Source organism: Halomarina halobia, from assembly GCF_029338575.1.
GTDB lineage: Archaea > Halobacteriota > Halobacteria > Halobacteriales > Haloarculaceae > Halomarina > Halomarina halobia.
The window spans coordinates 2,845,482-2,868,635 of sequence record NZ_CP119992.1 but is presented as its reverse complement, the minus strand read 5'-3'; the positions used below and the strand labels follow the sequence as shown (position 1 = coordinate 2,868,635).

Annotated in this window: 28 protein-coding genes; 23 read left to right on the top strand and 5 right to left on the bottom strand. The window is 71.1% G+C overall.

Translation table 11 applies throughout. The features are described from left to right. The first annotated feature begins 36 nt into the window (after positions 1 to 36). Positions 37 to 717 carry a dihydrofolate reductase family protein gene (locus P1K31_RS15215; RefSeq protein WP_276304176.1) on the top strand — a complete coding sequence of 227 codons (681 nt, stop codon included), beginning with the start codon at positions 37 to 39 and terminating at the stop codon, positions 715 to 717. Between the two features lie 74 nt (positions 718 to 791). On the opposite strand, the gene P1K31_RS15210 is transcribed toward P1K31_RS15215, so the two are convergent. Beyond that, the gene (locus P1K31_RS15210) at positions 792 to 1,142 is read right to left on the bottom strand and encodes a nuclear transport factor 2 family protein (RefSeq protein WP_276304175.1); all 351 of its coding nucleotides are present in this window, start codon (positions 1,140 to 1,142) and stop codon (positions 792 to 794) included. A 250-nt stretch (positions 1,143 to 1,392) separates the two neighbouring features. Here P1K31_RS15210 and P1K31_RS15205 point away from each other — a divergent pair, with 250 nt between their 5' ends. From P1K31_RS15205 to P1K31_RS15140, 14 genes are all read left to right on the top strand, one after another. Next, positions 1,393 to 2,127, top strand: a complete 735-nt coding sequence (locus P1K31_RS15205; protein WP_276304174.1) for a profilin-fold protein — start codon at positions 1,393 to 1,395, stop codon at positions 2,125 to 2,127. A gap of 194 nt (positions 2,128 to 2,321) precedes the next feature. Then, positions 2,322 to 3,293, top strand: a complete 972-nt coding sequence (locus P1K31_RS15200) for an esterase/lipase family protein (RefSeq protein WP_276304173.1) — start codon at positions 2,322 to 2,324, stop codon at positions 3,291 to 3,293. Between the two features lie 75 nt (positions 3,294 to 3,368). Continuing rightward, positions 3,369 to 3,722, top strand: a complete 354-nt coding sequence (locus tag P1K31_RS15195) for a CHY zinc finger protein (RefSeq protein ID WP_276304172.1) — start codon at positions 3,369 to 3,371, stop codon at positions 3,720 to 3,722. Between the two features lie 40 nt (positions 3,723 to 3,762). After that, a complete protein-coding gene (locus P1K31_RS15190; RefSeq protein ID WP_276304171.1) occupies positions 3,763 to 4,326 on the top strand; it encodes an NUDIX hydrolase in 564 nt (187 codons plus the stop codon). A 79-nt stretch (positions 4,327 to 4,405) separates the two neighbouring features. After that, positions 4,406 to 5,887 carry a tRNA guanosine(15) transglycosylase TgtA gene (gene tgtA, locus P1K31_RS15185; RefSeq protein ID WP_276304169.1) on the top strand — a complete coding sequence of 494 codons (1,482 nt, stop codon included), beginning with the start codon at positions 4,406 to 4,408 and terminating at the stop codon, positions 5,885 to 5,887. Between the two features lie 67 nt (positions 5,888 to 5,954). Further along, complete coding sequence (gene arcS, locus P1K31_RS15180) at positions 5,955 to 7,730, top strand: archaeosine synthase subunit alpha (protein ID WP_276304168.1); 1,776 nt, start codon at positions 5,955 to 5,957, stop codon at positions 7,728 to 7,730. A gap of 106 nt (positions 7,731 to 7,836) precedes the next feature. Beyond that, a complete protein-coding gene (locus P1K31_RS15175; protein WP_276304167.1) occupies positions 7,837 to 8,187 on the top strand; it encodes a TMEM165/GDT1 family protein in 351 nt (116 codons plus the stop codon). A 17-nt stretch (positions 8,188 to 8,204) separates the two neighbouring features. Next, positions 8,205 to 8,600, top strand: coding sequence for a TMEM165/GDT1 family protein (locus tag P1K31_RS15170; protein ID WP_276304166.1), 396 nt, complete (start codon positions 8,205 to 8,207; stop codon positions 8,598 to 8,600). Positions 8,601 to 8,648: 48 nt separating this feature from the next. After that, positions 8,649 to 9,044 (top strand): DUF7971 family protein, encoded by a 396-nt coding sequence (locus P1K31_RS15165; protein ID WP_276304165.1) that lies wholly within the window; start codon positions 8,649 to 8,651, stop codon positions 9,042 to 9,044. A gap of 49 nt (positions 9,045 to 9,093) precedes the next feature. Continuing rightward, complete coding sequence (locus tag P1K31_RS15160) at positions 9,094 to 10,863, top strand: aldehyde ferredoxin oxidoreductase family protein (RefSeq protein ID WP_276304164.1); 1,770 nt, start codon at positions 9,094 to 9,096, stop codon at positions 10,861 to 10,863. Further along, on the top strand, positions 10,860 to 11,579 hold the full coding sequence (locus P1K31_RS15155) for a DUF7124 domain-containing protein (RefSeq protein ID WP_276304163.1): 720 nt from the start codon (positions 10,860 to 10,862) through the stop codon (positions 11,577 to 11,579). The genes P1K31_RS15160 and P1K31_RS15155 overlap by 4 nt, the downstream gene beginning before the upstream one ends. Positions 11,580 to 11,619: 40 nt before the next feature. Continuing rightward, positions 11,620 to 11,889 (top strand): hypothetical protein, encoded by a 270-nt coding sequence (locus tag P1K31_RS15150; RefSeq protein WP_276304162.1) that lies wholly within the window; start codon positions 11,620 to 11,622, stop codon positions 11,887 to 11,889. A 55-nt stretch (positions 11,890 to 11,944) separates the two neighbouring features. Further along, entirely contained in the window at positions 11,945 to 12,280 is a 336-nt protein-coding gene (locus P1K31_RS15145) for a hypothetical protein (RefSeq protein WP_276304161.1), read from the top strand. Between the two features lie 61 nt (positions 12,281 to 12,341). Continuing rightward, entirely contained in the window at positions 12,342 to 12,503 is a 162-nt protein-coding gene (locus tag P1K31_RS15140; RefSeq protein WP_276304160.1) for a hypothetical protein, read from the top strand. A gap of 22 nt (positions 12,504 to 12,525) precedes the next feature. Here P1K31_RS15140 and P1K31_RS15135 read toward each other — a convergent pair whose 3' ends face one another. Both P1K31_RS15135 and P1K31_RS15130 read right to left on the bottom strand, forming a co-directional pair. Continuing rightward, on the bottom strand, positions 12,526 to 13,158 hold the full coding sequence (locus tag P1K31_RS15135; RefSeq protein WP_276304159.1) for a TorD/DmsD family molecular chaperone: 633 nt from the start codon (positions 13,156 to 13,158) through the stop codon (positions 12,526 to 12,528). Between the two features lie 2 nt (positions 13,159 to 13,160). Next, on the bottom strand, positions 13,161 to 15,278 hold the full coding sequence (locus tag P1K31_RS15130) for a hydrogenase iron-sulfur subunit (RefSeq protein ID WP_276304158.1): 2,118 nt from the start codon (positions 15,276 to 15,278) through the stop codon (positions 13,161 to 13,163). Between the two features lie 171 nt (positions 15,279 to 15,449). Between P1K31_RS15130 and P1K31_RS15125 the strand changes: the two genes are divergently transcribed. From P1K31_RS15125 to P1K31_RS15110, 4 genes are read left to right on the top strand one after another with little or no spacing between them, the layout of a single operon-like run. Then, positions 15,450 to 18,692, top strand: coding sequence for a formate dehydrogenase subunit alpha (locus tag P1K31_RS15125; protein WP_276304157.1), 3,243 nt, complete (start codon positions 15,450 to 15,452; stop codon positions 18,690 to 18,692). A gap of 12 nt (positions 18,693 to 18,704) precedes the next feature. Then, positions 18,705 to 19,382, top strand: a complete 678-nt coding sequence (locus P1K31_RS15120) for a 4Fe-4S dicluster domain-containing protein (protein ID WP_276304156.1) — start codon at positions 18,705 to 18,707, stop codon at positions 19,380 to 19,382. Then, positions 19,379 to 19,795 carry a hypothetical protein gene (locus tag P1K31_RS15115; RefSeq protein WP_276304155.1) on the top strand — a complete coding sequence of 139 codons (417 nt, stop codon included), beginning with the start codon at positions 19,379 to 19,381 and terminating at the stop codon, positions 19,793 to 19,795. The genes P1K31_RS15120 and P1K31_RS15115 overlap by 4 nt, the downstream gene beginning before the upstream one ends. Beyond that, a complete protein-coding gene (locus P1K31_RS15110; RefSeq protein ID WP_276304154.1) occupies positions 19,792 to 20,790 on the top strand; it encodes a cytochrome b/b6 domain-containing protein in 999 nt (332 codons plus the stop codon). Before P1K31_RS15115 ends, P1K31_RS15110 begins: the two co-directional genes overlap by 4 nt. A 45-nt stretch (positions 20,791 to 20,835) precedes the next feature. Here P1K31_RS15110 and P1K31_RS15105 read toward each other — a convergent pair whose 3' ends face one another. Beyond that, positions 20,836 to 21,234 (bottom strand): hypothetical protein, encoded by a 399-nt coding sequence (locus P1K31_RS15105; protein ID WP_276304153.1) that lies wholly within the window; start codon positions 21,232 to 21,234, stop codon positions 20,836 to 20,838. Positions 21,235 to 21,334: 100 nt separating this feature from the next. On the opposite strand from P1K31_RS15105, the gene P1K31_RS15100 reads away from it, so the two are divergent. Genes P1K31_RS15100 through P1K31_RS15085 form a run of 4 tightly spaced genes read left to right on the top strand, consistent with a single transcriptional unit; the run spans position 21,335 to position 22,463 of the window. Then, complete coding sequence (locus P1K31_RS15100; RefSeq protein WP_276304152.1) at positions 21,335 to 21,520, top strand: hypothetical protein; 186 nt, start codon at positions 21,335 to 21,337, stop codon at positions 21,518 to 21,520. Positions 21,521 to 21,568: 48 nt separating this feature from the next. Continuing rightward, the gene (locus tag P1K31_RS15095; protein WP_276304151.1) at positions 21,569 to 21,850 is read left to right on the top strand and encodes a ubiquitin-like small modifier protein 1; all 282 of its coding nucleotides are present in this window, start codon (positions 21,569 to 21,571) and stop codon (positions 21,848 to 21,850) included. Next, entirely contained in the window at positions 21,851 to 22,105 is a 255-nt protein-coding gene (locus P1K31_RS15090) for a MoaD-like domain-containing protein (RefSeq protein ID WP_276304150.1), read from the top strand. It begins immediately after the preceding gene. Position 22,106: 1 nt separating this feature from the next. Further along, entirely contained in the window at positions 22,107 to 22,463 is a 357-nt protein-coding gene (locus P1K31_RS15085) for a DUF8048 family protein (RefSeq protein WP_276304149.1), read from the top strand. Positions 22,464 to 22,476: 13 nt separating this feature from the next. On the opposite strand, the gene P1K31_RS15080 is transcribed toward P1K31_RS15085, so the two are convergent. Further along, positions 22,477 to 23,121 carry a class I SAM-dependent methyltransferase gene (locus P1K31_RS15080; RefSeq protein ID WP_276304148.1) on the bottom strand — a complete coding sequence of 215 codons (645 nt, stop codon included), beginning with the start codon at positions 23,119 to 23,121 and terminating at the stop codon, positions 22,477 to 22,479. Between the last annotated feature and the right edge of the window lie 33 nt (positions 23,122 to 23,154).

Here is a 23,154-nt window from a genome sequence, read left to right as displayed (position 1 = left end):
CGCTATCGGCGACGAGTACCGAGGGGACGAAACCGAATGCTACCACGAGTCATCATCCACAACGCCGCGAGCGTCGACGGACGGATCGACGGCTTCTCGCCGGAGATCGACCGCTTCTACGAGGTCGCGTCGGCGTGGGACGTCGACGCGCACCTCGTCGGGAGCGAGACGCTGTTCGAGGAGTCCGACGCGGTCTACGACGAACGCGACGACGCGGTGGCGGTAGAGGCCCAGAGGCCGCTGGACGGCGCGTCCGAGACGGACGCGCCGTTGCTCGCGGTCCCCGACAGCGAGGGACGGGTCCGCAACTGGGAGGCCCTCGACGAGCAGCCGTACTGGGGGGAGATGGTCGCGTTGATCTCCTCGGCGACGCCCGACGAGTACGTGGAGTACCTCGGCCTCGTCGGGGTCGATTACGTCGAGGCGGGCGACGATCACGTCGACCTCCGCGATGCCCTGGCCGAACTGGCCGCCCGGTACGACGTGGAGACGGTCCTGACCGACAGCGGCGGGACGCTGAACGGCGTGCTCCTCCGCGCCGGACTCGTGGACGAGGTGAGCGTCCTCGTCCACCCGTACCTCGTCGGCGGCACGTCGCCGCGGTCGTTCGTTCGCGGACCCGACCCGTCGGAGAGCGCCCCCACGGCGTCGCTCTCCCTTCTCGACGTCGAGCGGCGAGAGGACGACCTCCTCTGGCTACGATACGCCGTCGAGTGACCCGCGCGCCGCATCGGGAGTCCGACGCTGGGCGCGGCGATACCCCCCGAACGTGCACGCGTGACCCCGACGGTTCACCGCTTGGGCGTGATCTTCCCGGCGAACGTCTGGAGTTCGATCCTCCCGTCGTCGATGACGAAGGTGTCGGTCGCGAACTCGTACGCGTTGTCGGGCGTCTCCGCCTGCCAGACGATGAAGGCGTACTCGTCCTCGACGATCCGCTCGTCGAGGGAGAAGCTGACGTCGGGGTCGGAGAACTCCTCGAACAGTCCCTCGAACAGCTCCTCGATCTCGTCGATACCTCGGTAGATCCCGGCGTGCGTGATGACGACGGCGTCGTCGCCGTAGTCCGCCAGGATCGCCTCCATGTCCTGCGCGCCGAACGCCTCGAGGTGTCGGTCCAGGACGGCTTCTGTCGTGCTCATGGTCGTCCCCGTCCGTCTCCAGCCGGGAGCCCGGACGGGGAGGAGAACTCGGAGCCGAGCGGTATAATCTGTTCCCCAACAGTCACGATTCGCGAGGCGTGTTCCCGGCCGCGAGCGGCAGCACCTGGCCGTCCCGGGATCCGCACGTCGGACCGACGGCCCGCCTACTCGCTCGCGACCCTCACGCGGGATTCGAGTGGACTCCGGCGGCGTCAGAGGGGTTATGCCGTCCGTCGCCCTACCGAAACGGATGACGAAGGGAACGGACGCGGAGGTCGCGGAGGCCGACAGGATCGCCGGACGGCGGGACGAACTCGTCTCGCGGGTGACGGCACACGCGGGGACGATCGCGCGCGAACTCGCCCTGTTGCAGGGGGGCGACTACGGCCGGGCGGCGTTCCGGACGGACGCCGGAACCTGGACGCTCAAGTACGAGGCGGGGGACGTCGAGTACCTCCGGTTCGAGGCCTCGGGCCGGGAGACGTACGTCGTCTCGACGAAGCGCCCCCCGGAGCCGGACGCGCTCGCGACGGCGATGGCGGACTACGACGCGTTCGTCGAGGCGTTCAACCGGCACGTGGCGTCGCTCGACGGGGTGCTCGATGGGGTCTCGACCGACTTCCCCGAGGTCGCGTCGACCGACGCGGTCGTCGCGGAACGCGACCGCGTCGTCGAACGCGTCCGCGCGGTCGGGGACGCCATGGCCGGCGAGTTATCCCGGTACGACGGTACCGACTACGGCACGTTCTCGACGACGGTCGCCGGGACGCGGTGGGAGCTGAAGCGGGACGGGAACCGGGCGTCCTATCTGCGCGTCGGCGGCGAGGGCGGGACGTACCTGCTCTCGCAGTACGAACCGCCGTCCGCGCCCGACCTCCGGACGTACGTCGACGACGTGCCCGCGTTCGTCGAGGCGTTCAACGAGCACGTCGGCGCCCTCGACGCGGACCTCTCGCGGATCTCGCTCCGAGGCGAGCGCGAGTAGCGCCCCGATCCCCGCGACCTCCGCGAAACCCGTGATGCGGCGCGGTTCGAGCGTCGCCTGTTCACGTCTCGAATACGGTCGTTGATTATCGTACGAATACACCGTAGATAGAAGTAATAAACGAACGTTCACCCGATATCTGGCCCCATTCCAGAACATATAACATCTGTCGCCGGGAAGTGGCGACCGCGGATATGGCACACGAGGCACACGACAGCGACACCGAGCAGCCGCGGGTATCGGCGGTCGATCGCCCCGACGCGGGAACCGCGATCGAGGGGCTCCCCTTCCGTTCGAGGACGCTGTACCGGGGGTTCGCCGCGTACCTCGACGGGGGCGGGTGTCGAACGAACTGCGACTACGATCGCACCGACGACGAGCGACTCCCCTGGGACGCCGAGGGACGCTACGGCGGGTGGGGCGGTCACGAGTACTTCGGGACGGCCCCCGGCGCGTCGCGCACGCCCGTCGTCTTCGTCCACGGGAACGGGCGGGACGCCTGCGACTGGGATCCGCACGCCGAGCACTTCCTCGACAACGGCTACCGCGGGGACGAGCTGTGGGCGATCACGTTCTCCGAGACGACGACCGGACACCGGGCGATGATCGAGCAGCTACGGGCGTTCGTCTCGCGCGTACGAGCGTACGCGGGGACCGACGAGGTCGCCGTCGTCGCTCACAGCCTGGGCGTGACCGGCGCGCGCTGGTGGCTGCGGTCCTACGACGCCCACGAGCACGTCGAGACGTTCGTCGGGCTCGCGGGGGCGAACCACGGCCTGCGCCTCGGCACGCTCTGCTGTCAGTTCGGGATGACCGGGGGATCGCTCGCCGTCTGCCGCGTCCTGCGCGACGACTACGAACGGCACGCGGACCACCCGCTGCGGGCGCTCAACGCCGACGAGACGCCCGGCGACGTGGCGTACTACACGATCCGCGGGACGAACGACGACCTCTTCTGGGGCTGTCGGGAGAGCCCCGCGCTCGCCGGCGCGCGCGAGAACCTCGCGCTCCCGACCGACCACGAGGGCGCCCGCGCCTCGGAGGCGGCGATCGAACGGGTGTACGACTGGGTGTCGCCCGCGTCGGCGCCCGCGTCGCCGACGCCGCGGTGCTCCGCCGACCGGGTCCCCGACCCGACCTACCGGGAGCTCTACGGACTGTCCTGAACTCGCGGCGGCGCGGTCGCGGATGCGCCGTCACCGGAACGAGATCTTTTACGCGATGCCGGAGTAGAACGGTCCATGGAGGGCACCGAGGCGCTCGACCCGCGGTTCGACGTCCCGCTCTGCGGCGTCTCGACGGACGGTGAGACCCGCTGCGCGCACTACGCGAGCGAGCGCGACGTGATCGCCGTCGCGTTCCGCTGCTGCGGCGTCTACTACCCCTGTCGCGCCTGCCACGACGCGCTGGCCGATCACGAGGCGGCGCGCTGGCCCCCCGAGCGGTTCGACGAGCCGGCGGTGCTCTGCGGCGCGTGCCGGACGACGCTGACCGTCGCGGCGTACCTCGGATGCGACCACGTCTGCCCGGCCTGCGGCGCGGCGTTCAACCCCGGCTGCGCGCGGCACGCGGACCGGTACTTCGTCGTCGACTGACGGACGAGGGGCTTTTGTGACCCCCCTCCCGAACTCGCACATGACCGACGACGAGTCGCGGGCGCTGGCCTGGGAGACGCTCGACGGGCGCGTGGCCTACACCTGCCCGGGGTTCGACGTCCGACACGAGGACGTGCGGCTCCCCGACGGCACGGAGACGGACTTCGACTACCTGAGCGAACCCGAGGCGGTCGTCGTCCTCCCGTTCACCCCGGCGGGCGACGTGGTCGTCATCGACGAGTGGCGACAGGCGGTCAGGCGCGTCAACCGCGGCCTCCCAGTCGGGACGGTCGAGCCGGGAGACGAGAGCCTCGCGGCCGCCGCCCGGCGCGAACTCCGCGAGGAGACGGGTTACGAGGCGGAGCGCGTCGCGCCGCTCGTGACCGTCGAGCCCGCGAACGGCGTCGCGGACTCGGTCCACCACTACTTCGTCGCGCACGGCTGCGAGCGCGCCGCCGGGCAGGAGCTCGACTTCGACGAGTCCATCCGGCCGACCACGATGGAGTACGGGACGCTACGCGAGGCCGTCCGCGACGGCGACGTGCGCGACGGCCGGGCGGTGCTCGCCGTGCTCTACTACGAAACGTTCGGGGCGGACGGATAGTTAGCGACGGGGCGAGAGGAACGCGCGGGGCGAGCGGCGGAACGCAACCCTTAGTGACGCGCTCGCGGAACCTCGCCCAATGCGCGACTGCTTCGAGCTTCGGGCCTTCGACGCCGGGGGACGCATCGGCGAGCTGCGCGTCCCGCGCGCCGGCGTCACCGTCGAGACGCCCGCGCTCCTCCCGGTCATCAACCCGCACATCCGGACGATCGAGCCGGCCGAGCTGGAGGCGGACTTCGGCGCGGAGATCCTCATCACGAACGGCTACATTCTCGCCGGGAGCGACGACCTCCGCGAGGAGGCGCTCTCCCGCGGCCTCCACGACCTCTATGACTTCTCGGGGGCGATCATGACCGACTCCGGCTCGTTCCAGCTCGCGGAGTACGGCGAGATCGACACCACGACCGAGGAGATCCTCCGCTTCCAGCGCGACGTCGGGAGCGACGTCGGCACGCCGGTCGACATCCCGACGCCGCCCGACGTCTCCCGCGAGCGCGCCGAGGCGGAACTCGCCACCACGCAGGAGCGCCTCGAACTCGCGGGGACGGTCGACGTGGGCGACATGCTCGTCACCGCGCCCGTGCAGGGATCGACGCACCTCGACCTCCGCGAGGCGGCCGCGCGGGACGCCTACGGGACCGGCCTCGACGTGTTCCCCATCGGGGCGGTCGTCCCCCTCCTGAACAGCTACCGCTACGACGACGTGGTGTGCGTCGTCGCCGCCGCCAAGCGCGGCCTCGGGCTCGACGCGCCGGTCCACCTCTTCGGCGCGGGCCACCCCATGATGTTCGCGCTCGCCGTGGCGATGGGCTGCGACCTGTTCGACTCCGCCGCCTACGCGCTCTACGCCCGCGACGACCGCTACCTCACCGTCCGCGGCACCGAGCACCTGGACGACCTCGAGTACTTCCCCTGCTCGTGTCCCGTCTGCGTGGCGCACGACCCCGAGGAGGTCGCCTCGTGCGACGACGACGCGCGCGAGCGACTGCTCGCCCGGCACAACCTCCACGTCACGTTCGAGGAGCTGCGACGCGTGAAGGAGGCGATCCGCCGGGGGAACCTGCTCGAACTGGTGGACGCCCGCGCCCGCGGCCACCCGGCGATGCTCGACGGCTACCGCGCCCTCCTCGACCACGCCGAGCAGCTCGAACGCACGGACCCCGCCGTGAAGGACGCGTTCTTCCACGTCTCCGCCGAGTCGGCCCGCCGTCCGGAGGTCCTGCGCCACCACGAGCGCCTCGCGCGGCTCGCGGTCGAGGGCGATGTCCTCCTCACGGAGGGGGGCGACGACGACCGCTACGACGCCAGCTGGCGGCTCGTCCCGCCGTTTGGCCCGTTCCCGCGCCACCTCTCGGACACCTACCCGTTCACCGCCGAGGTGCCGGAGACCCCGACGCGAGAGGCCTGCGAGCGGGCCGCAGACGGGGTGTGCGCGCTCGCCGAGTCGAACCCCGGGGCGTCGTTCACCGTCGCCCACTGGGAGTGGCCCGAGAGCGCGCTGGCGCGGCTGCCTGAGGGGGTAGACGTGAGATCGCTGGTCGGCCGGGAGAGCGAACGGTAGCCCGCGAGCCGGCGGATCGCGGACGAACAAGACAAGATAGTTCAACGCCGACGCCGGAGTGCCGGCAATGACCGACTACTTCGAGGTCCACGAGCGCGACGGCCCCGCTCGGCTGGGCGAACTGCGCCTCGCCGAGTCGGTGCGGACGCCCGCGCTCGCGGACGGCTACGTGGAGGACGCCGGGAGCCTCTGGCCCGAGGACCGCGAGCGGCCCGAGGGCGACGAGGCCGTCCTCACCGTCCTCCCCCACCGCGCCTTCCCTGCCGGGACCGCGCCGGAGGTGCAGGAGGCCTTCGCCGTCGACTACCCGGACGTCGACTTCCCGAGCGCGGCCGTGATCTCGCGGGAGACCGCGGGCGACCACGGCGCGGACGCCTACGTCCTCTCCGAAGCCCCCGGACTGCGCGGCCACGCCCGGGCGTTCGTCGAGGCGATGGTCGACGTGCGCGGGGCGATCCCGCCGGACACCGCGCTGCTGCTCTCGGGCGTCGCCACGCCGGCGAACGTCGCCACGCTCTGCTACGCGGGCGCGGACCTCGTCGACTCGAACCGTGCCTACGTCCGCGGGCTGGAGGGGTTCTACCAGACGACCGACGGCGAGGCGTTCCTCGAAGATCTAACTGAACTCCCCTGCGCCTGTCCCGCGTGTCGGACGCCGCGCGGGTCGTTCACCCGCGAGGACTGCGCCGAGCACAACGTGAACGCGCTCCGGGCGGCGCTGGCGACGGTGCGCGAGCGGATCCGCGCCGGCCGCCTCCGGGACTACGTCGAGGGACAGGCCCGCCACGGGGCGTGGCTGACCGCGACGTTCCGCCGCCTCGACGGGCAGTACGGCTACGTCGAGGAGCGCACGCCGGTCGTCCGGCGGGCGGAACTGCTCGCCGCCAGCGACGACTCGCTCCGGCGCGTCGAGATCCAGCGGTTCGCCGACCGCGTGACCACGCGCTACCGCAACCGCTTCCAGAGGCCGCTCGTGCTCGTGCCCTGCTCGGCGAGGAAGCCCTACGGCGAGTCACAGAGCCACGGGCAGTTCCACGAGGCGATCGGCTACCGGGCGCACAAGGTGTCGATGACCTCGCCGATCGGCGTCGTTCCGCAGGAACTCGAACTCACCTACCCCGCCCAGCACTACGACTCCGTGGTGACCGGACGCTGGACCGAGACGGAGATCGAGTTCGTCGCGTCGGTGCTCGCGCGCTACCTCGAACGCAACGACTACCCCTACCGCGTCGCCCACGTCCCGCCCGGCGGCTACGTCGACATCGTCGAGCGGGCCGCCGAGCGCGCGGGCGTCGAGTTCGAGTTCACCGTCGAGGACCACCCCACGACCGACGAGTCGCTTGCGGCCCTCCGGTCCGCGCTCGACGGCGAGTCGGCCTATCGCAAACGCACCCGCGAGCACAACACGGTACGCGCGATCGCGGACTACCAGTTCGGCGAGGCGGGCGCGGACGCAGAGACTGCCGCGGGCGACGCGCTGTTCGATCACATACGAACCGGCGGGCGGTGGCCCTCCCTGAGGATCAATCGGGAGGGCGAGCAACTGGCGACGCTCGTCCCGCAGTACGGCACGCTGGCGCTCACGCTGGCCGGCGGGCGGCGCTGGGCGGAGAGCGACGCGCCCACGAAGCGCGTCGAGATCGACGGGTTCGTCCCACAGGGAAGCGTCCTCGCGCCGGGCGTACTCGACGCGAGCGAGTCGATCCGCGTGGGCGACGAGGTGGTCGTCTCCGGCCCGCGGGCGTTCGCCGTCGGACGGGCGGCCATGAGCGGCGACGAGATGATACGGAGCACCCGCGGCGTCGCCGTCGAGGTGCGCCACGTCGAGGAGCGCGACCGCTGACGGTGGCGGTGGCGGAATCCGGTGCCGCCACGGACAGACTTTACCCGCGTCTGATCCTACGACGACCACGGATGCAACGAGCGACCGCCACGGTCGGTGGCCCGGCGTGACGGTGGCACAGCCCGGCGGCGTCGACGCCGTCGTCTCACAGTACGCCGCGTACGGCCCGCTCGTCGCCGCCTTCCTCGTCAACCTGCTCGCGACCGTCGGGGACAAGGGTCAGCTCGTCGTCGTCACGCTCGCCTCGCGCTACGACGCGAAGACGGTCTTCCTGGGCGCGATGGGTGCGTTCGCGCTCTGGAGCGCGCTCGAGGTCGCCCTCGGCGCGTGGCTCGTCCGGGCGCTCCCGGGGGACCTGATCGCACCGCTGACGGGCGGGCTATTTCTCGCCTTCGGCCTCTGGACCGCGCGGAGCGCGTACCGGCGGACCGGCGGTGGGGAAGCGAGCCCGCCCTGACCGGCGGCGGACTCGACGTGGGGCTCACCGGACGGCTCCTCCCCGACGGCCTGCTCCGCCGGGTCGGGGCCCACGGCGGCGTCCTCGCCAGCTTCGCCTTCGTCCTGGTCGCCGAGTTCGGCGACAAGACGCAGCTGCTGACGATCGACCTCGCGGCGACGTTCCCCGACGCGCCGCTGTCGGTGTTCGTCGGCGTGGTCGCCGCCCTCGCCCTCCGGACGGGGGTCGACGCGCTCGTCGGCGAGCGCGTCGAGCGCTGGCTCCCCGAGCGGGCCGTCGAGGCGGCCGCGGCCGCCGTCTTCCTCGCGTTCGGGCTGCTGGTACTCGGCGTCCTCCCGACGACGGGGCTGCTCGTCGTTCTCGCGGGCGTCGCGCTGGGGCTGATCGGGTGGAAAGTCGCGGCGCGGCGGTAATTCGCCCCGACGGGGAGCCTTTTTACCGTCCGCGCGGCATCGCTCACCATGGACGAGATCTCGCTCGGCGTCCCGCAGCCGATCATCGACGTGCTCCCCGACGACGACGGCACCGCGGCCGCGGACATGCGGCGGGCGGTCGAGGGGCTCGAGGACCGCGTCAACCGCGCGATCCGGGAGGCCGACGACGACGCGGAGGCGGCAGGGTTCGCGATGGACGTTGTCGAGCACCTGGAGGAGCGCGCGCGGCGGTACGACGAGTTCATCCCCGAGCTCCGGGCGTGGGGACAGTCGCCCATCTACGCCATCGCGTGGCGCAACCTCCAGGCCGACCTGATCGCCCAGCTCTACGAGCACGAGGAGCTCGCGTCCCGTCTCGACCAGGAGCGCAACTACCGCATCGTCGAGGACGGCATCCGCATGAGCGACGTGTTCAAGGACTGATGCCGGACGCGGCTACACTTTTCCCCGCGACGGTCCTACCCCGACTCGAATGACCGGTCGCCACCGCGATTCGATCCTCCGAGTCGACCTCACGTGCGGGACCGTCGAGCGCGAGCGCGTCCCCGAGGAGTGGCGACGCCGCTTCCTCGGCGGGAAGGGCCTCGGCGCGCGCTACCTCTATGAGGAACTCGCCCCGGGGACCGACCCGCTCGGTCCGGCCAACCTGCTCGCGTTCGCGCTCGGGCCGCTGTCGGGGTACCTCCCCGGGGAGTCGCGCTACGCCGCCGTCACGAAGTCGCCGCTCACGGGGACCTTCCTCGACTCCTACGGCGGCGGCGCGTTCCCGGACGCGCTGGCCGGGGCGCTGTCCGACTGCCTCGCGCTCCTGGTCGTCGGCCGCGCGGACGAGCGGACGACGCTCGTCGTCGAGGACGGCGACGCGCGACTCCGATCCGCCGCGGCTCTCGGGGGCGCGGACGTCGAGGCGACCGACACGGCCTACGACGGGGCGGTCGCCTGCGTCGGCCCGGCGGGGGAATCGCGCGTCGCGTACGCCACCGTCGCCACGGACGGCGGCGACCACCACGCCGGCCGCGGCGGCGCGGGCGCGGTGATGGGCGCGAAGCGCCTGAAGGCGATCGTCGCGCGCGGCGACCCGCCCGAGGGCCACGCCGATCTCCGCGAACGCTACGAGCGCGCCTACGAGGAGAGCGACGTCGGGCGGTGGCAGGCGGCGGGCGAGACGGTGGAGAGCCTCGACTTCGCCAACGAGGTGGGGGCGCTCGCCACCCGCGGCTGGCAGACCGGGCGCTTCGAGGGGGCGGAGGGGATCGGCGTCGAGCCGATCCGCGAGCGCGCCGTCGGCCGCGAGCACCCCGACCGCGGCGTTCCGGGCGGGTTCCGCGTCGAGACCGACGACGGGGAGAGCGTCCCCCGGGGGGCGACGCCGATGAGCCTCGGGGCGGGCCTCGGCATCGACGACGTCGACGCCGTGGCGGCGCTCGGCGCGACCTGCGACCGCCTCGGACTGGACGTCATCAGCGCCGGCAGCGCAGTCGCGTGGGCGATCCGCGCGGCCGAGCGGGGGCTGATCGACCGCGACCTCGCGTTCGGCGACCCCGGGGCGGCCCGTGAACTCGTCCGCGAGATCGCGACCCGGTCGACGCCGCTCGGCGACGCGCTCGCGGACGGGGTGGCCGCGGCGGTGGCGACCTACGGTGGCGACGACCTCGTCCCCACCGTCAAGTCGATGGAACTGCCCGCCTACGACCCCCGGGTCGCCCCGGCGATGGCCCTCGCCTACGCGACGAGCGACCGTGGGGCCTGCCACCGTCGGGCCCGCCCCATCGAGGAGGAGGCGTTCGCGGCGGGGACGTGGACCGACGCGGAGCGCGTTCGTGCCGTCGTGAGCGCGCAAGACGCCCGATCGGTCCGCTGGAGCCTCGTCGGCGACGACTTCGTCGCCGAAACGCTCGACGACCTCGGCGCGGAGTGGCTCGAGGCCGTGGGCCTCGACTACACGCGGGAGGAGCTCGCCCGCCTCGGCGAGCGCGTCTGGAACCTCGCGCGCCTGTTCAACGCCAGGGAGGGGTTCGACCGGGCGGACGACCGGCTGCCCGAACCGCTCCGGGAGCCCCTCGACGGCGACGAGGCGCGGGCCATCGACCCGGCGGCGTTCGAGCACCTCCTCGACGCCTACTACGCGGCGCGCGGCTGGGGCGAGAACGGCCTGCCGACGCGGGCGACGCTCGCCCGCCTCGACCTCCTCGAGACGGCGGACGACGCGACGCCGCTCGACGACCCGCTGACTGACCCATGACCGACAGATTCGACCTCGACGACCTCGACACCGACGACGACCGCGACGAGCGCGACGAGCGCAACCGGGGCGACTGGTTCTGGCGCGGGGAGGGCGATCCGGCGGACGAGCCGGACGCCGCCGCGTCTCCGGAGGCGACCGAAACCGGCGAGGGGGGACGCGATCGCGGCGACCCCGAGAACGAAGTCGGGGGCGACGGGCCGGTCCCTCGCGTCCCCCGGTCGAACGACGACCGGCCCGTCGGCGTCCCCGTCGAGCGCGGGGGCGCGGGCGGGGCGACGGCCGAGCGGACGGCGGAGCGCGAGCGGTCGGCCGACGACGAGCGGTCGGGGTGGGCGGGCCACGGCGGGAGCGGCGATCCCGTCGGGATGACGCTCGCGTTCACGTACGAGGCGCTCCGACGGCTCGCCGAGCCGCGCCTGGCGGTCGCCGACGCGGAGACGTGGAGCGACTACGTCGGCATCGTCGGCGACGTCCCCGCGCACGTCATCAACACGTTCCAGCGCACCCACGGCGTCGACGCGGACTTCTTCAACGGCACGGGGACCGACGCGGCCGAGCGCCTCGCCGCCGTCGATCCGTCCTCCATGTTCTACGCGGAGCGGATGGTCCTCGTCGGCCTGCCGTCCGAGGAGTCCGTCGCGACGACCGCCGGGTGGGAGTTCGTCCCGCTTCCGACGGCCGCCGAGGAGGCCGGGTGGGAGCTGGCGGAATAATTTTTACCGACGGCACCCGTCGTCCCGACGTGTGATAGCAATGAGCATCAGAACCGCGCTCACCGACAACGGGTTGCGTATCGTGCCCTTCGCCGTCCTCCTGGTCATCGCGTGGCTCGGGCTGACGGTACTGAACGTCTGGAACCGCATGGACCCGATCGCCCAACTCGGCGGCGGGTACGTCGGTCACCCGGTCGTCTCGGGCGTCGTCGGCCTGCTCGTGTTGCTCGTCGTCGCCTTCCTGTTCCTCTCGCTCTACGGCGAGGCGACCGAGTCCGGGTCCGGACCCGAGGAGTTCCCGCCGCGGTGATGCCGGCGCGTCGACACCGCCCGCGGCGGGCGTCGAGACGGTGCGCCGACGCGGCGTGGGACGACCGGAGGCCGCCGTGACCCTCTCGTTCGAGCCGAGCGAGCGGTTCCGCGCGGCCGCGGCCGAGTGGGGCGACCGTCGGCACGTGGCCCCCGAGGAGGCGTTCGAGGTGAAGGCCGAGCAGGCGCTTCTGGAGGTAGAGTACCTCGTCTCCGGCGCGACGGAGGTCGAGTTCGACGTCGCGGACGGGACGGTCGCCTACGACCCGTCGCCCGAACTCCGGGCGCTCCTCGAGGAGCGCGCCGAGGAGGTGGGACTCGACCCCGCGGTGCTCCTCGGCCTCTACGTCGACCTGTTCGCGTCGGTCTTCCTCGAGGGGGGCGAGGCGTGATTTCGCCCGGGGCGCCGCGGGCGGGAAAAAGTATAAGCGCACGCCGGTCGACTGCCACGCTATGACACACGGCGACAGCGGGTGGCGACCGACCCTCGGCGCGAACTCGTACAGGGGACAGGGGATCTGGGACCACAACGTCGGGCCCCACGAGGTGAACTGCGGCTGCGTCGATCCCGAGTCGGACGGGGACGAGGCCGAAGCCGAGGACGACGACGAGTAGGGAGGCGGAACCGGCCGGCGAACTACGACCTGACCTGCTGGGAGACGATCTCGTCCTCGAACTCGACGAGCCCCTCGAGGATCTCCCCCGCGGCGAGAAAGAGGTCGCAGTCCGTCTCCTCGCGGAGGTCGGCGGCGAATGCCCCGACCCACCGCCCGAGGTGCTCTTCCAGGAACACGCGCTCGTAGCCGAAGGCGTCCCCGTCGCCGCGGCGCTGTCGGTCCACGAGCGCCCGGAGGAAGGCGAGTTCGACCGCGACGAAGTCGCTCTCCTCGGGGTAGTCCTCGGGGGGCGACCACCCGGCGGCGGCGTAGCTCGACTCCACCGCCGCGAGCCCCGACCCGAGGAAGTCCGAATCCTCGCGGTAGTAGGACTCGTGGGGGAGCACCGGCGGGCGCGGTCCGACGAACGCGCGGCTGTACTCCGCGCGGACGCGCTCGCGAACGGCGTCGGGGTCCGCCCCCTCGTTCGCCGCGACGAACGCCCGGAGGTGCTCGAACCCCCGGTCGAGCCCCTCGTTTACGGACTCCTCGGGCGTTCTGATCTCGCCAGCGAGGAGCGTCCCCAGGAATTCCTCGGTCGGGACGTCCCAGAACACCTCGACGAGGAAGTCGATCAGTTCGATGCGCGCGTCGTAGATGACGTCGTCGTTCATGATTACCAGTCGAACACGAGCGCGGCGCGGCAGTCGCCGCAGTACTCGAAGATGCTCCCCTCGGCGTCGGGCGCGACGCCGGTCACGAGGTCGCCGACCTGTTCCTCTATCTTCGCCGCGCTGGCGGCGCTCGCGAACGGCGCGCCACAGCGGCGACACTCCAGTAGTTCGCCCTCGGCGACCGTCGCCCACGGGTCGCCGTCGCGCCGCTCCGGGAGCAGGTCGAGGTCGAGTCCCGGTTCCATCGAGATGGCGTCCTCGATGCAGCCCTCCTCGCAGAGCCCGCAGTTCACGCACCGCTCGTGGTCGAACTCGAGGGCCGTCTCGGTGCGCCGGATGGCGTCGGCCGGACAGAGGTTGGAGCAGGTGGGCGTGAACGTGCAGTCGTCGCTCACCGTCATGCGGCCGAACGACTCCAGACCCCGGATCACCGTCCGCTCGGGGTCGACGCGGTCGAGGACGGCGCGGACGCTCTCGAGCGCCCAGTCGTGCGTGTCGAACGCGGGTCGGACCGCGGCGCGGTCCGACCCGCCGGTCGCCTCGTGCTCGCCCGCCGGAACGGGCGAGGCGTCGAGCCCCTCGACGAACGCGGTCGCGGCCTCCGCGAACCCGTCGAAGTCGTCGGGATCGGGCGCGAGGAAGGTGACGCGCTCGCCCAGTCCCAGGTCCCCCGTCGCCCGATTGAGGCGCTCGACGAGCGCCGCCTTCGGGTCGGGGCCGGAGTGGAGACACGACTCGCCGCAGCCGACGAGCGCGACGCCGTCCGCCCCGGCCGCGAGCGCGTGGAGGACGTGCGCCTCCCCGACGGTGTCGGCGCAGGGGACCGACACGGGGAGCAGCGGCGGGTAGCACAGGCCCTCGCGGGCGGCGCGGCGGCCGTACTCCCGGAGGGTGCGCGCGGCCCGTTCCGAGCAGACGAACGCGATCACCGGCGTCTCGATGCCCGCCTCGCGCCCGCGGGAGAGCGACGACAGCCAGCCGCCGTCCTCCTCGCCGGGGTCGAGCAGCGCCTCGACCTCGCGGGCGAGCCGACGGTTCGACGGCTCGCGGAGCCGCGTCGCGCCGGTCGGGCAGGCGCTCGTGCACGCGCCACAGCCCTCGCAGGCCACCGGATCGAACGAGACCGAGTCGGGCGTCGGGCGGCCGACGGCGTCGTGGGGACAGGCGTCCGTGCAGGCGGTGCACCCCTCCTGGCTCGACGCGCCGGCGGCGCAGACGTCCATCTCGAGGTCGAGGTACTGCGGTTTCTCGACCCCCCCGAGCAGCGACTCGACGGCGGCGACCGTCCCGGCGTCCACGGGGCCGGCGTAGTAGCCGAGGCGGCCGGCGACCGACATCGCCGGCCCGCCGGGGTAGACGACCTGATCGAACTCGAGGGTGCGCTCGACGCCGTCGAGGTCGATGGCGTCGGTCGGACAGCGGGTCGCCCACTCGCCCCCCGGGGCGTCGGGGGCGATGTCGACGGGCCGGGCGGTCACCGACCCGTCCGGTCCCTCGCGGACGCACTTCATGCAGGAGATGCACTCCTCGGTCACCCGCGCGCGCAGGTGCACCTCGAACGCGCCGAACTCCCCCTCGACGGCGACGACCCGACCGCGCTCGACGGTCACGTCGTCGAGGTCGACGTCGGCGTCCGCGAACTCGCCGCCGTCGGCGATCAGCGTCACGTCGGCGTCCGACGCGAGCGCGGCGGCCGCCGCCGCGTCCCCGACGACCGCGACGCGCTCGCCCGCCTCCCGGGAGACCGAGCGCGTCGTCGCCTCCTCCGCGAGACCGGCGCGTCGAGCGTTGAGGAGCCGAGCGGTCTTCTCCGTCGCGGCGGCCCGGTCGTGCACCCATCCGGCACCCTCCCGGTGATCGACGAAGGCGGTCGCCTCCGGGTGGAGGCCCGACTCCTCGGCGAGTTCGCGGATGCGGCCCTGGCAACTCGGCTCCGGCGTGGTGACGATGAGCTGATCGAGGTCGTACTCCTCGATGACCGACCGCATCGCCGGGCGGCCGTCCCGGCACAGCAGCCGCGAACTCGCGACCACGTCGACCCCGGTGACCCCCTCGCGGGCCGCCTCGAGGTCGATGTCGCACGTGCCCGCACACGAACAGACGAAGGCTCCGACGTTCATCCGTCCGTCAACGGGAGTCGGATCGCCAAATGAGTTGCGACCCGGTGACAACCGACATACTGTTATTTCCTCTGTGTTTTGATCCTACTAATAGGATATCGAGAACAACGTTTATGAAAACGTGACCCGTCGGTCGGTGATAGGAATTAGCATGGTTGTGAGGGTTGACATATGAGCGCCGAACCGGTTTCGCTCGACCTCGACCGCCGGTCGTTCATGAAGGCGAGCGCGCTCGCGGGTGCGCTCGCCCTCGGCGGGGGAGCGGCGGGGCAGGCGCTCGCACAGGACGGCGACGACGGCGTCGACGCGACGGACGACGACGCGGAGCTCGTCAAGACGGTCTGTAACTTCTGCGCCGTCGGCTGCGGCTTCAAGGGCGAGCGGAAGGGGAACGCGTTCGTCGGACAGGAGCCGTGGTTCGAGAACCCGATCAACAACGGGTCGCTCTGCTCCAAGGGCGCAGCGATCTACGAGAGCGAGCACTCGGAGAAGCGACTGAAGCACCCGATGCGCCTCGAGGGCGGCGAGTGGCGGAAGATCTCGTGGAACGAGGCGTGGAAGCAGATCGGCGACGAATTCGGGCGCATCCGCGAGGAGTACGGCCCGGACAGCGTGATGTGGCTCGGGAGCGCCCACCACTGCAACGAGGAGGCCTACGCGTTCCGCAAGCTCGCCGCCTTCTGGGGGACGACGAACGTCGACCACCAGGCGCGTATCTGCCACTCGACGACCGTCTCCGGACTGGCCAACACCTGGGGCTACGGGGCGATGACCAACCCGATGAACGACTACCGGCACTTCGACCTCGACCTCATCATCGGGCAGAACCCCGCCGAGGCCCACCCGATCGCGATGCAACACATCCTCGAGGGCCAGCGCCGCGGCGGAACGATCGTCTCCGTCGACGCCCGGTACACCAAGACCTCGGCGCACGCGGACCACTTCTTCCGCATCCGACCCGGAACCGACGTCGCCCTGATGATGGGGCTGCTGCGCTACCTGCGCGAACAGGGCGAACTCGACCGGCAGATGCTCACCGAGCGGGTGATCGGGTGGCCGGACGTCGAGGCCGAACTCGACGAGTACGACCTGGAGACGGTCGCCGACATCACCTGGATCGACGAGGCGGACATCAGGACGATCGGCGACCTGATCATCGAGAACAAGCCGAACGTCCAGATCGAGTGGGCGATGGGCGGCACCCAGCACAACAACGGGACCCAGAACATCCGCTCGTACGCGCTCACCGGGCTGGCGACCGGCGGGATCGCCCGCGCCGGCGGCGGGATGCAGGTCATGCGCGGCCACTCGAACGTGCAGGGCGCGACGGACCTCGGCCCCAACAGCCACATCCTTCCGGGATACTACTCGGTGACCGCCCCCGGCTCCTGGATGTACTGGGCCGACGTCTGGAACGAGAGCCCCTGGACCAGCGGCAGCGTCAGCTTCGGCCAGCTGTACGACCGCTACGACCTGATGCCGAAGGGGAAGTGGGAACGCCAGGCCGGCGAGGCGACGTCGACGTTCGAGAACGACGGCCGGGAGTTCAGCAACCGGTCGATGATGTTCCAGAAGGGGCTGACCGTCGCGCGCTGGTTCGAGGCGGCGCTCCCCAGGGGGGAGCGGTTGAACGAGTCGCCGCTCTACCAGCCGAACCCGGTGAAGGCCGCGGTGTTCCACGGCCACTCGGCGAACTCCATCAGCGAGATGGACAAGCAGAAGAAGGCGATGGAGAACCTCGACCTGCTGGTCATCGTCGACATGTTCCCGTCGCTCGCGTCGGTCATGGCGGAGCGCGAGGACGGCGTCATCCTGCTGCCCTGTTCGAGCCAGTACGAGCACCACGGAACGCTCACCAACTCCCACCGCGCCGTCCAGTGGCGCAACCCGGTCCGTCCGCCGTCCCACAGCGCCAAGACGGACATGCAGATCATCCAGGAGTTCGCCGCGACCCTCGGCTTCCCCGAGCACTTCGACTGGGGGTCCGGTCCCGGACTGTTCAACGGCAAGACCACCTACGAGGACTGCCTCCGGGAGATCAACCTCGGCGTGCGGACCATCGGGTACCAGCAGTCGCCCGAGCGCCTCCAGCAGCACTACGAGCACGACTACGCGTTCAGCACCGAGACGACCAGGGCAGAGAAGCCGGGGCTGCCGGTCAGCGGCGACTACTGGTGTCTGCCGTGGCCGTGCTGGGGCGAGGGGCACCCCGGAACGCCGATCATCTGGCGCGACGACCTCGACCCGCGCGAGGGCGGCCAGGACTTCCGGGCGCGCTGGGGGACGAAGGCCCCGACGCCCGACGAGTGGCGGGAGATGGCGGAGAGCGGCGAGGTGCCGGAGCAGCGGACGTACCCCCTGGCGCGCACCGTCGAACAGGACGGCGAAGCGGGCCTCGACATGCTGCGCGCGCCCTACGAACCCGACTGGGACACCGACTTCAGCGGGACGGTCCGCGGCGTCCCCGAGTATCCCGGCTGGACGACGACGTGGCCCCAGGACATCACCAAGCCCGACGCCCTGTCGGTCCCCTACGAGTACGCGCTCAGCCCCGACAGGTCGGTGTACGACACCGCACGGCGGCTCAAGGAACTCGACGAGGCGGGGGAACTCAGACCCGAGGGCGCGGCGTCGGACATCGATCCCGCCGAGTACGAGCAGTACGACTACAAGCAGCCCGACCCGCCGACGGGGCGGGGGCGGGCGCGCGGCGTCGCGTGGAACTTCCTCGACACCGTGCCGATCCACCGGGAGCCGATCGAGAGTCCCCGCCCCGACCTCGTCGAGGGGTGGCCCGCGAACGGGGAGCAGACGAACTTCTTCCGGCTGGATCAGAACAACGCCGCCATCCAGCGAGAGGCGACGAAGGCCGCCCAGGAGCAGGGGATGGACCTCGTCATGACGACCGGCCGGCAGGTCGAGCACCAGGGCGGCGGCTCGGAGTCGCGGTCGAACGTCTTCCTCGCCGACCTCCAGCCGCACATGTACGCCGAGATCCACCCCGAGCGCGCCGAGCAGTTGGGCGTCGACGGCGGCGACTTCGTCGTCGTCTCGACGACCGACCGCGGATCGGTCCTCGTGAAGGCGCGGGTGACCCACCGGCCGCGGGAGGACGAGGTGTTCCTCCCCTTCCACTGGGGCGGCGTCTACCACGGCAAGAGCCTGGAGGAGCGCTACCCGGACGGGACGGTCCCCTACGCCATCGGCGACAGCGTCAACATCATCACCTCGCGCGGGTACGACGCGGAGACGCAGATGCAGGAGACGAAGGCGGCGCTTGTCAAGGTCAGGCGGGCGACGCCGGAGCTGTTGCGAGAACTGAACATGGACGTCGACCTCGCGTTCCCGCAGGACCGCGACGGGATCGGCCTCCAGAAGGACTTCGACGTCCGCGACCACAACACAGTTCAATAATCCGTCATTAACATGTCTACCAACGATCCCATCGATGGCGACCGGATGAGCCAGGGCGTGATGAGCACGGGCGAGGGGGCGCGCATCTTCCCCGACGTGGAGGCCTGCATCGACTGCGGCGGCTGCGTCGTCGCGTGCAAGCGGACGTGGGAGTTGCCCCCGGATGAACAGCGCATCTCTATCGCCACGATGTTCGAGGGCCAGCACTCGGAGGAGTTCAACGCCGCGAGCGGGAAGGCGCTCAACGAGCGCTCGTTCCCGGGCGAGACCAGCATCCCGATGCAGTGTTACCACTGCGAGAACGCCCCCTGCGTGTCGGTCTGTCCGACCGACGCCCTCCAGCGGGACGAGGGGGGGTTCGTGCAGGTCAGCGACGACCTCTGCGTGGGCTGTCAGTACTGCCTCTCGGCGTGTCCGTTCGGCGCGCCGCAGTTCCCCGAGTCCAACGACGGGAGCGCGCGGATCTTCGGCACCGGCGGCACGATGGACAAGTGCACGATGTGCGAGGAGCGCCAGGGGATCGGCAAGGGGCCGGCCTGCGCCGAGGAGTGCGCGACCGACGCCATCCTCGTCGGAACCGCGGACGACATCGCGGGCGAACTCGACCGGCGGGGATCCGCACCGGCGTTCAACCAGCAGGCGATGGAGATCGTCTTCGGGAAGGAAGACGCGCGGGTGTTCGAGCGATGAGCCGCGGACGCGAAGCGCTGGCGGTGGCCGTCAGCGCGTTCGTCGGCCTCGCGGTCGCCGTCGCGGCCGTCTGGTACGTCACGGGGAGCGCGGACCTCTTCTACGAACAGCTGTTCCGCGTCCGGCCCACGGTCGAGGGCGGCGGCGTCGGGGCGGACTGGACCGCGGGCAACGCGTCCCCGTGGCTCGCCGCGCTCATCAAGATCACCCACGCCGTGGACGTCCTGATGGGAGTGTTCATCCTGTTCATGGTGTTCGTCCACTGGGGCATCTTCCAGCGGCTCGCGACCCGGATGCGCGAGCCGTACGACCGCCGGGACGCCGACGGCGTCGCCACCGACGGCGGCACCGGCGTCAGTGACGGCGTCGACGGCACCGGCCCATCCGACGGCGACGGGGGTGAGTCGCGGTGACGAGCCTCGACCACGGGAAGTTCACCAAGACGACGACGGTGTTCCACTCGCTGCTGGCGCTCGACGTCTTCCTCCTGTTCTTCAGCGGGTACGCCGTCATGTTCAACGACGAGCTGTGGTGGCTGCTCGCCCTGATGGGCGGGAACACCGGCGTCCTCGCGCTCCACCGCATCGCCGGGTTCGCGCTCATCGCGCTCACCGTCTTCTGGGTCACGTTCATGATCATCGGCCCCGGACGGCGGAGCAACTTCCGCGAGGTCCTCCCGGACCTGCGAAACGACACGCGGGCGTTCGTCCAGGACGTGAAGTTCCTCCTCGGACGGGCGGACGAGCGCCACCCGCACGCCCGGCAGTTCGCGGGCTACACCGCGGACGAGGTGCCGCTGCTGTCGTACGTCGGCAAGGGCGTCGTGTTCATCTTCACCGTCGAGCTGGTGCTGCTGATGATCTCCGGGCTGCTCATCTGGAGCAAGCCCGCGCTGATGCAGTTCTTCCAGACGAAGACGGCGGCGATGGCCTTCGTCGGGTTCCACGGCCTGCTGGGGGTCGTGATGCTGATGGGGGTCATGTTCCACATCTTCGAGCACGGCTTTCACCCGGCGTTCTACCCGGTCGAACTGAAGGCGTTCATCCCGAAGAGCGACATCCCGCACGCCGACCACGACGGCGAGCACGAGGGCACCGGTATCGAGCGGCTCCGGCTGCGCCCTTCCTGGAACTGGGCGGTCAACCTCGGCGGACTGGCCGTCGTCGGCGGCATCGTGGGCGTGCTCCTCGGGAGCATCTACGACTCGGGATACCCGGTGCCGGGGACGCTGACGGTCGGCGGGGGTCCGACGAACGTCTTCCTCACGATCGGCATCAACGTCGGTATCCTCGTGCTGTTCCTCGGGCTGGTGCTGTCGGTGTACGGGAACGTGCTGCGCTCGCGCTACGAGCGCCAGGTGCGCGAGCGCGGGCGCGCCGCCGCGACGGACGGCTCGGGCGACGACTGAGGGCGAGCGCGGTGACGCTTCGCCCCGCGCTCCCCGCCCGCTCCGTCACGTCAGCAGCTCCGCACCCTCCCGGGAGAGTTCGACGGTGACGTCCTGACGGGTGTGGGCGCTGATCTGATCGACGTTCCGCGTGAGGACCTCGAGGATGTCCTTCGGCTCGGGGTAGACGAGCATGTTCCCCTCGTCGTCCTCCATGACGAGCTGCGTGTCGGACAGCGAGATCTGGTCGTTCTCGATACCGGCGACGATGACCGGCAGCGCCTCCGCGCCGCCCGGGTCGCCGTCGCGGACCTTCGTGACGTACAGGGCGTCGAGCTCGATGAGGTCCTTGTACTCCCGGACCCGCTCCGCACACCGGACCATGTCGCGCGTCACCGCCGTCTTCTGCGGGTTACCGTGTTCGCCCTCGTAGCAGTGCTTGCACACCCGGAGTTCCATCCGCATTCCTATCCCCCACCTCGCGACCGACCGTGATATACCTTATCACGTCGAGTGTGTGACAGTAATGTACACACTTAGTACGGTCCGCCCGGTACTGGGGAACATGTCGTCGGTACTCGACCTCCTGTACAGCGTCGTCGTCCTGCTCGTCGCCGTCGGCGGGATCGCGGGCGTCTACCGGATCGGGTGGAACGAGCGGCGGAACGCGCAGACGCCGTGGGGGCTCGTCCTCGCCGGTATCGTCGCCCTGTTCGTCGCCGCGATGGTGCTGAGCATGGTAGTGGGGTGACGCGCACCGTCCGCGTGGCTTTATCACGCCCGGACGACTGGTAGGACCATGGAACTCGAGTTGCGATTCTTCGCGAACTTCCGGGAGGCGGTCGGATCGAAGACCATCCGTCGGGAGTACGAGGAGGGCGCGACGGTCGGCGAGGTGCTCGGCGCGCTCGAATCGGAGTTCGACGGACTGGAGGGCCTCCTGCTCGACGACGAGGGCGACATCCGCCCCCAGCTGAGCGTCCTCAAGAACGGCCGCGAGGTGCTTCACATGGACGGTCCGGAGACGACGCTCGAGGACGGGGACTCGATGTCGGTGTTCCCGCCGGTCGCGGGGGGATAGATGCGCCGAGAGAAGTCCTACCGCGGCATCTCGAAGCGCCTCGCCGTCCAGTACCTCGAGAACCTCGGCGGGGAGCGCGTCGACGACGGGGCCGTCGAGGCGGCGGACTGGCGGGCCGACCTCTCCGCGGAGACGGTCGACGTCGCCGGGTCGATCCGCCTCACCGAGGTGACCGTCGTCTTCGAGGGCGGGGAGGCCGCACTGGAGGAACTGATCGAGGACTTCGACCGCAAGGCGATGCGCGCCGGGGGGTAGCGTGAACCCGATCGACGGCAACGCGCTCCTGCTGGCCGCCGCGAAGGCGAGCGTCGGCCCGCAGTTGCTGCCGGACCTCGTCGAGCACGTCCAGGACGACCTCGGCCCCCGCCTCGGGGAGTACCGCCGCCGGTACGAACTCGTCCACGAGGACGAGGAGTCGTGCGTCTTCTTCGTCGAGGCGGGCCACTGGGAGGAGGTGAGCGCGCGCCTGCGACTCGAACGCCGGGAGACGAACGCCGTCGAGCGCGCGCACACCGAGCACCTCCGCCGCGTCGGGAGCGAACTCGGCCGGCGCGGGGAGTTCGAGACGGCCCTCGAGATCCGCGAGGCGGTCGTCGTCGGGAAGGAGGACTGACCGCGGCGGCGGCTCAGTCGCCGCTCGGCGCGACGACCATGCTCGTGAAGATCCCGAGGACGTTCCGACGGACCCGCTCCACGGAGAGGCCCGCCTCGGCGACGAGGTCGGTCGGCTCCTGGTTCCACCGACAGGCCATCCGTCGGAAGTGCCGCGGGGCCAGCCAGTCCTGCAGGCGGGCGACGGCGGCGACGTCGCTGCGCCCGTGCTCGAACAGGAGGATCTCGCCGTCGGGCGCGCAGACCCGGTCCATCTCGCGGAGGACCGCGACGGGATCGGGAAACGTGCACGTCGAGAGCGCGGAGGCGACGGTGTCGAAGCTGTCGTCCTCGAAGGGGAGGTCCTCGGCGTCAGCCACGCGGAGGTCCGCGTCCAGACCCAGTTCGGCCGTCCGGCGCTCGGCCGCCGCGAGCATCCCCTCGCTGAGGTCGACCGCCGTGAGCGCGACGCCCTCGGGGAAGTGCGGGAAGTTCGGCCCCGTCCCGCAGGCCACGTCGAGGGTGCGCCCCCGCGCCCGGGAGAACAGTCGCTCGCGGTAGCGCCCCACGAGGCGCTCCTCGATCCAGCCGAAGCGCTCGAAGCGAGGGGCCTGCTCGTCGTACAGTTCACGGACCTCCTCGGGGGACTTCGCGGGCCGGTCGGTGGCGGGCGCTGACATGGCCCGCGGTTGGGGCGCGACGCGCAAGAACCC

Bases quoted from the DNA above. Each gene is read 5' to 3' on its own strand.
- P1K31_RS15195 (WP_276304172.1), top strand. From the start codon at position 3,369: ATGGAGGGCACCGAGGCGCTCGACCCGCGGTTCGACGTCCCGCTCTGC.
- P1K31_RS15215 (WP_276304176.1), top strand. From the start codon at position 37: ATGCTACCACGAGTCATCATCCACAACGCCGCGAGCGTCGACGGACGG.
- P1K31_RS15095 (WP_276304151.1), top strand. From the start codon at position 21,569: ATGGAACTCGAGTTGCGATTCTTCGCGAACTTCCGGGAGGCGGTCGGA.
- P1K31_RS15100 (WP_276304152.1), top strand. From the start codon at position 21,335: ATGTCGTCGGTACTCGACCTCCTGTACAGCGTCGTCGTCCTGCTCGTC.
- P1K31_RS15165 (WP_276304165.1), top strand. From the start codon at position 8,649: ATGGACGAGATCTCGCTCGGCGTCCCGCAGCCGATCATCGACGTGCTC.
- P1K31_RS15135 (WP_276304159.1), bottom strand. From the start codon at position 13,158: ATGAACGACGACGTCATCTACGACGCGCGCATCGAACTGATCGACTTC.
- P1K31_RS15090 (WP_276304150.1), top strand. From the start codon at position 21,851: ATGCGCCGAGAGAAGTCCTACCGCGGCATCTCGAAGCGCCTCGCCGTC.
- P1K31_RS15210 (WP_276304175.1), bottom strand. From the start codon at position 1,142: ATGAGCACGACAGAAGCCGTCCTGGACCGACACCTCGAGGCGTTCGGC.
- P1K31_RS15155 (WP_276304163.1), top strand. From the start codon at position 10,860: ATGACCGACAGATTCGACCTCGACGACCTCGACACCGACGACGACCGC.
- P1K31_RS15190 (WP_276304171.1), top strand. From the start codon at position 3,763: ATGACCGACGACGAGTCGCGGGCGCTGGCCTGGGAGACGCTCGACGGG.
- P1K31_RS15120 (WP_276304156.1), top strand. From the start codon at position 18,705: ATGTCTACCAACGATCCCATCGATGGCGACCGGATGAGCCAGGGCGTG.
- P1K31_RS15130 (WP_276304158.1), bottom strand. From the start codon at position 15,278: ATGAACGTCGGAGCCTTCGTCTGTTCGTGTGCGGGCACGTGCGACATC.
- P1K31_RS15150 (WP_276304162.1), top strand. From the start codon at position 11,620: ATGAGCATCAGAACCGCGCTCACCGACAACGGGTTGCGTATCGTGCCC.
- tgtA (WP_276304169.1), top strand. From the start codon at position 4,406: ATGCGCGACTGCTTCGAGCTTCGGGCCTTCGACGCCGGGGGACGCATC.
- P1K31_RS15160 (WP_276304164.1), top strand. From the start codon at position 9,094: ATGACCGGTCGCCACCGCGATTCGATCCTCCGAGTCGACCTCACGTGC.
- P1K31_RS15140 (WP_276304160.1), top strand. From the start codon at position 12,342: ATGACACACGGCGACAGCGGGTGGCGACCGACCCTCGGCGCGAACTCG.
- P1K31_RS15115 (WP_276304155.1), top strand. From the start codon at position 19,379: ATGAGCCGCGGACGCGAAGCGCTGGCGGTGGCCGTCAGCGCGTTCGTC.
- P1K31_RS15125 (WP_276304157.1), top strand. From the start codon at position 15,450: ATGAGCGCCGAACCGGTTTCGCTCGACCTCGACCGCCGGTCGTTCATG.
- P1K31_RS15080 (WP_276304148.1), bottom strand. From the start codon at position 23,121: ATGTCAGCGCCCGCCACCGACCGGCCCGCGAAGTCCCCCGAGGAGGTC.
- arcS (WP_276304168.1), top strand. From the start codon at position 5,955: ATGACCGACTACTTCGAGGTCCACGAGCGCGACGGCCCCGCTCGGCTG.
- P1K31_RS15105 (WP_276304153.1), bottom strand. From the start codon at position 21,234: ATGCGGATGGAACTCCGGGTGTGCAAGCACTGCTACGAGGGCGAACAC.
- P1K31_RS15200 (WP_276304173.1), top strand. From the start codon at position 2,322: ATGGCACACGAGGCACACGACAGCGACACCGAGCAGCCGCGGGTATCG.
- P1K31_RS15205 (WP_276304174.1), top strand. From the start codon at position 1,393: ATGACGAAGGGAACGGACGCGGAGGTCGCGGAGGCCGACAGGATCGCC.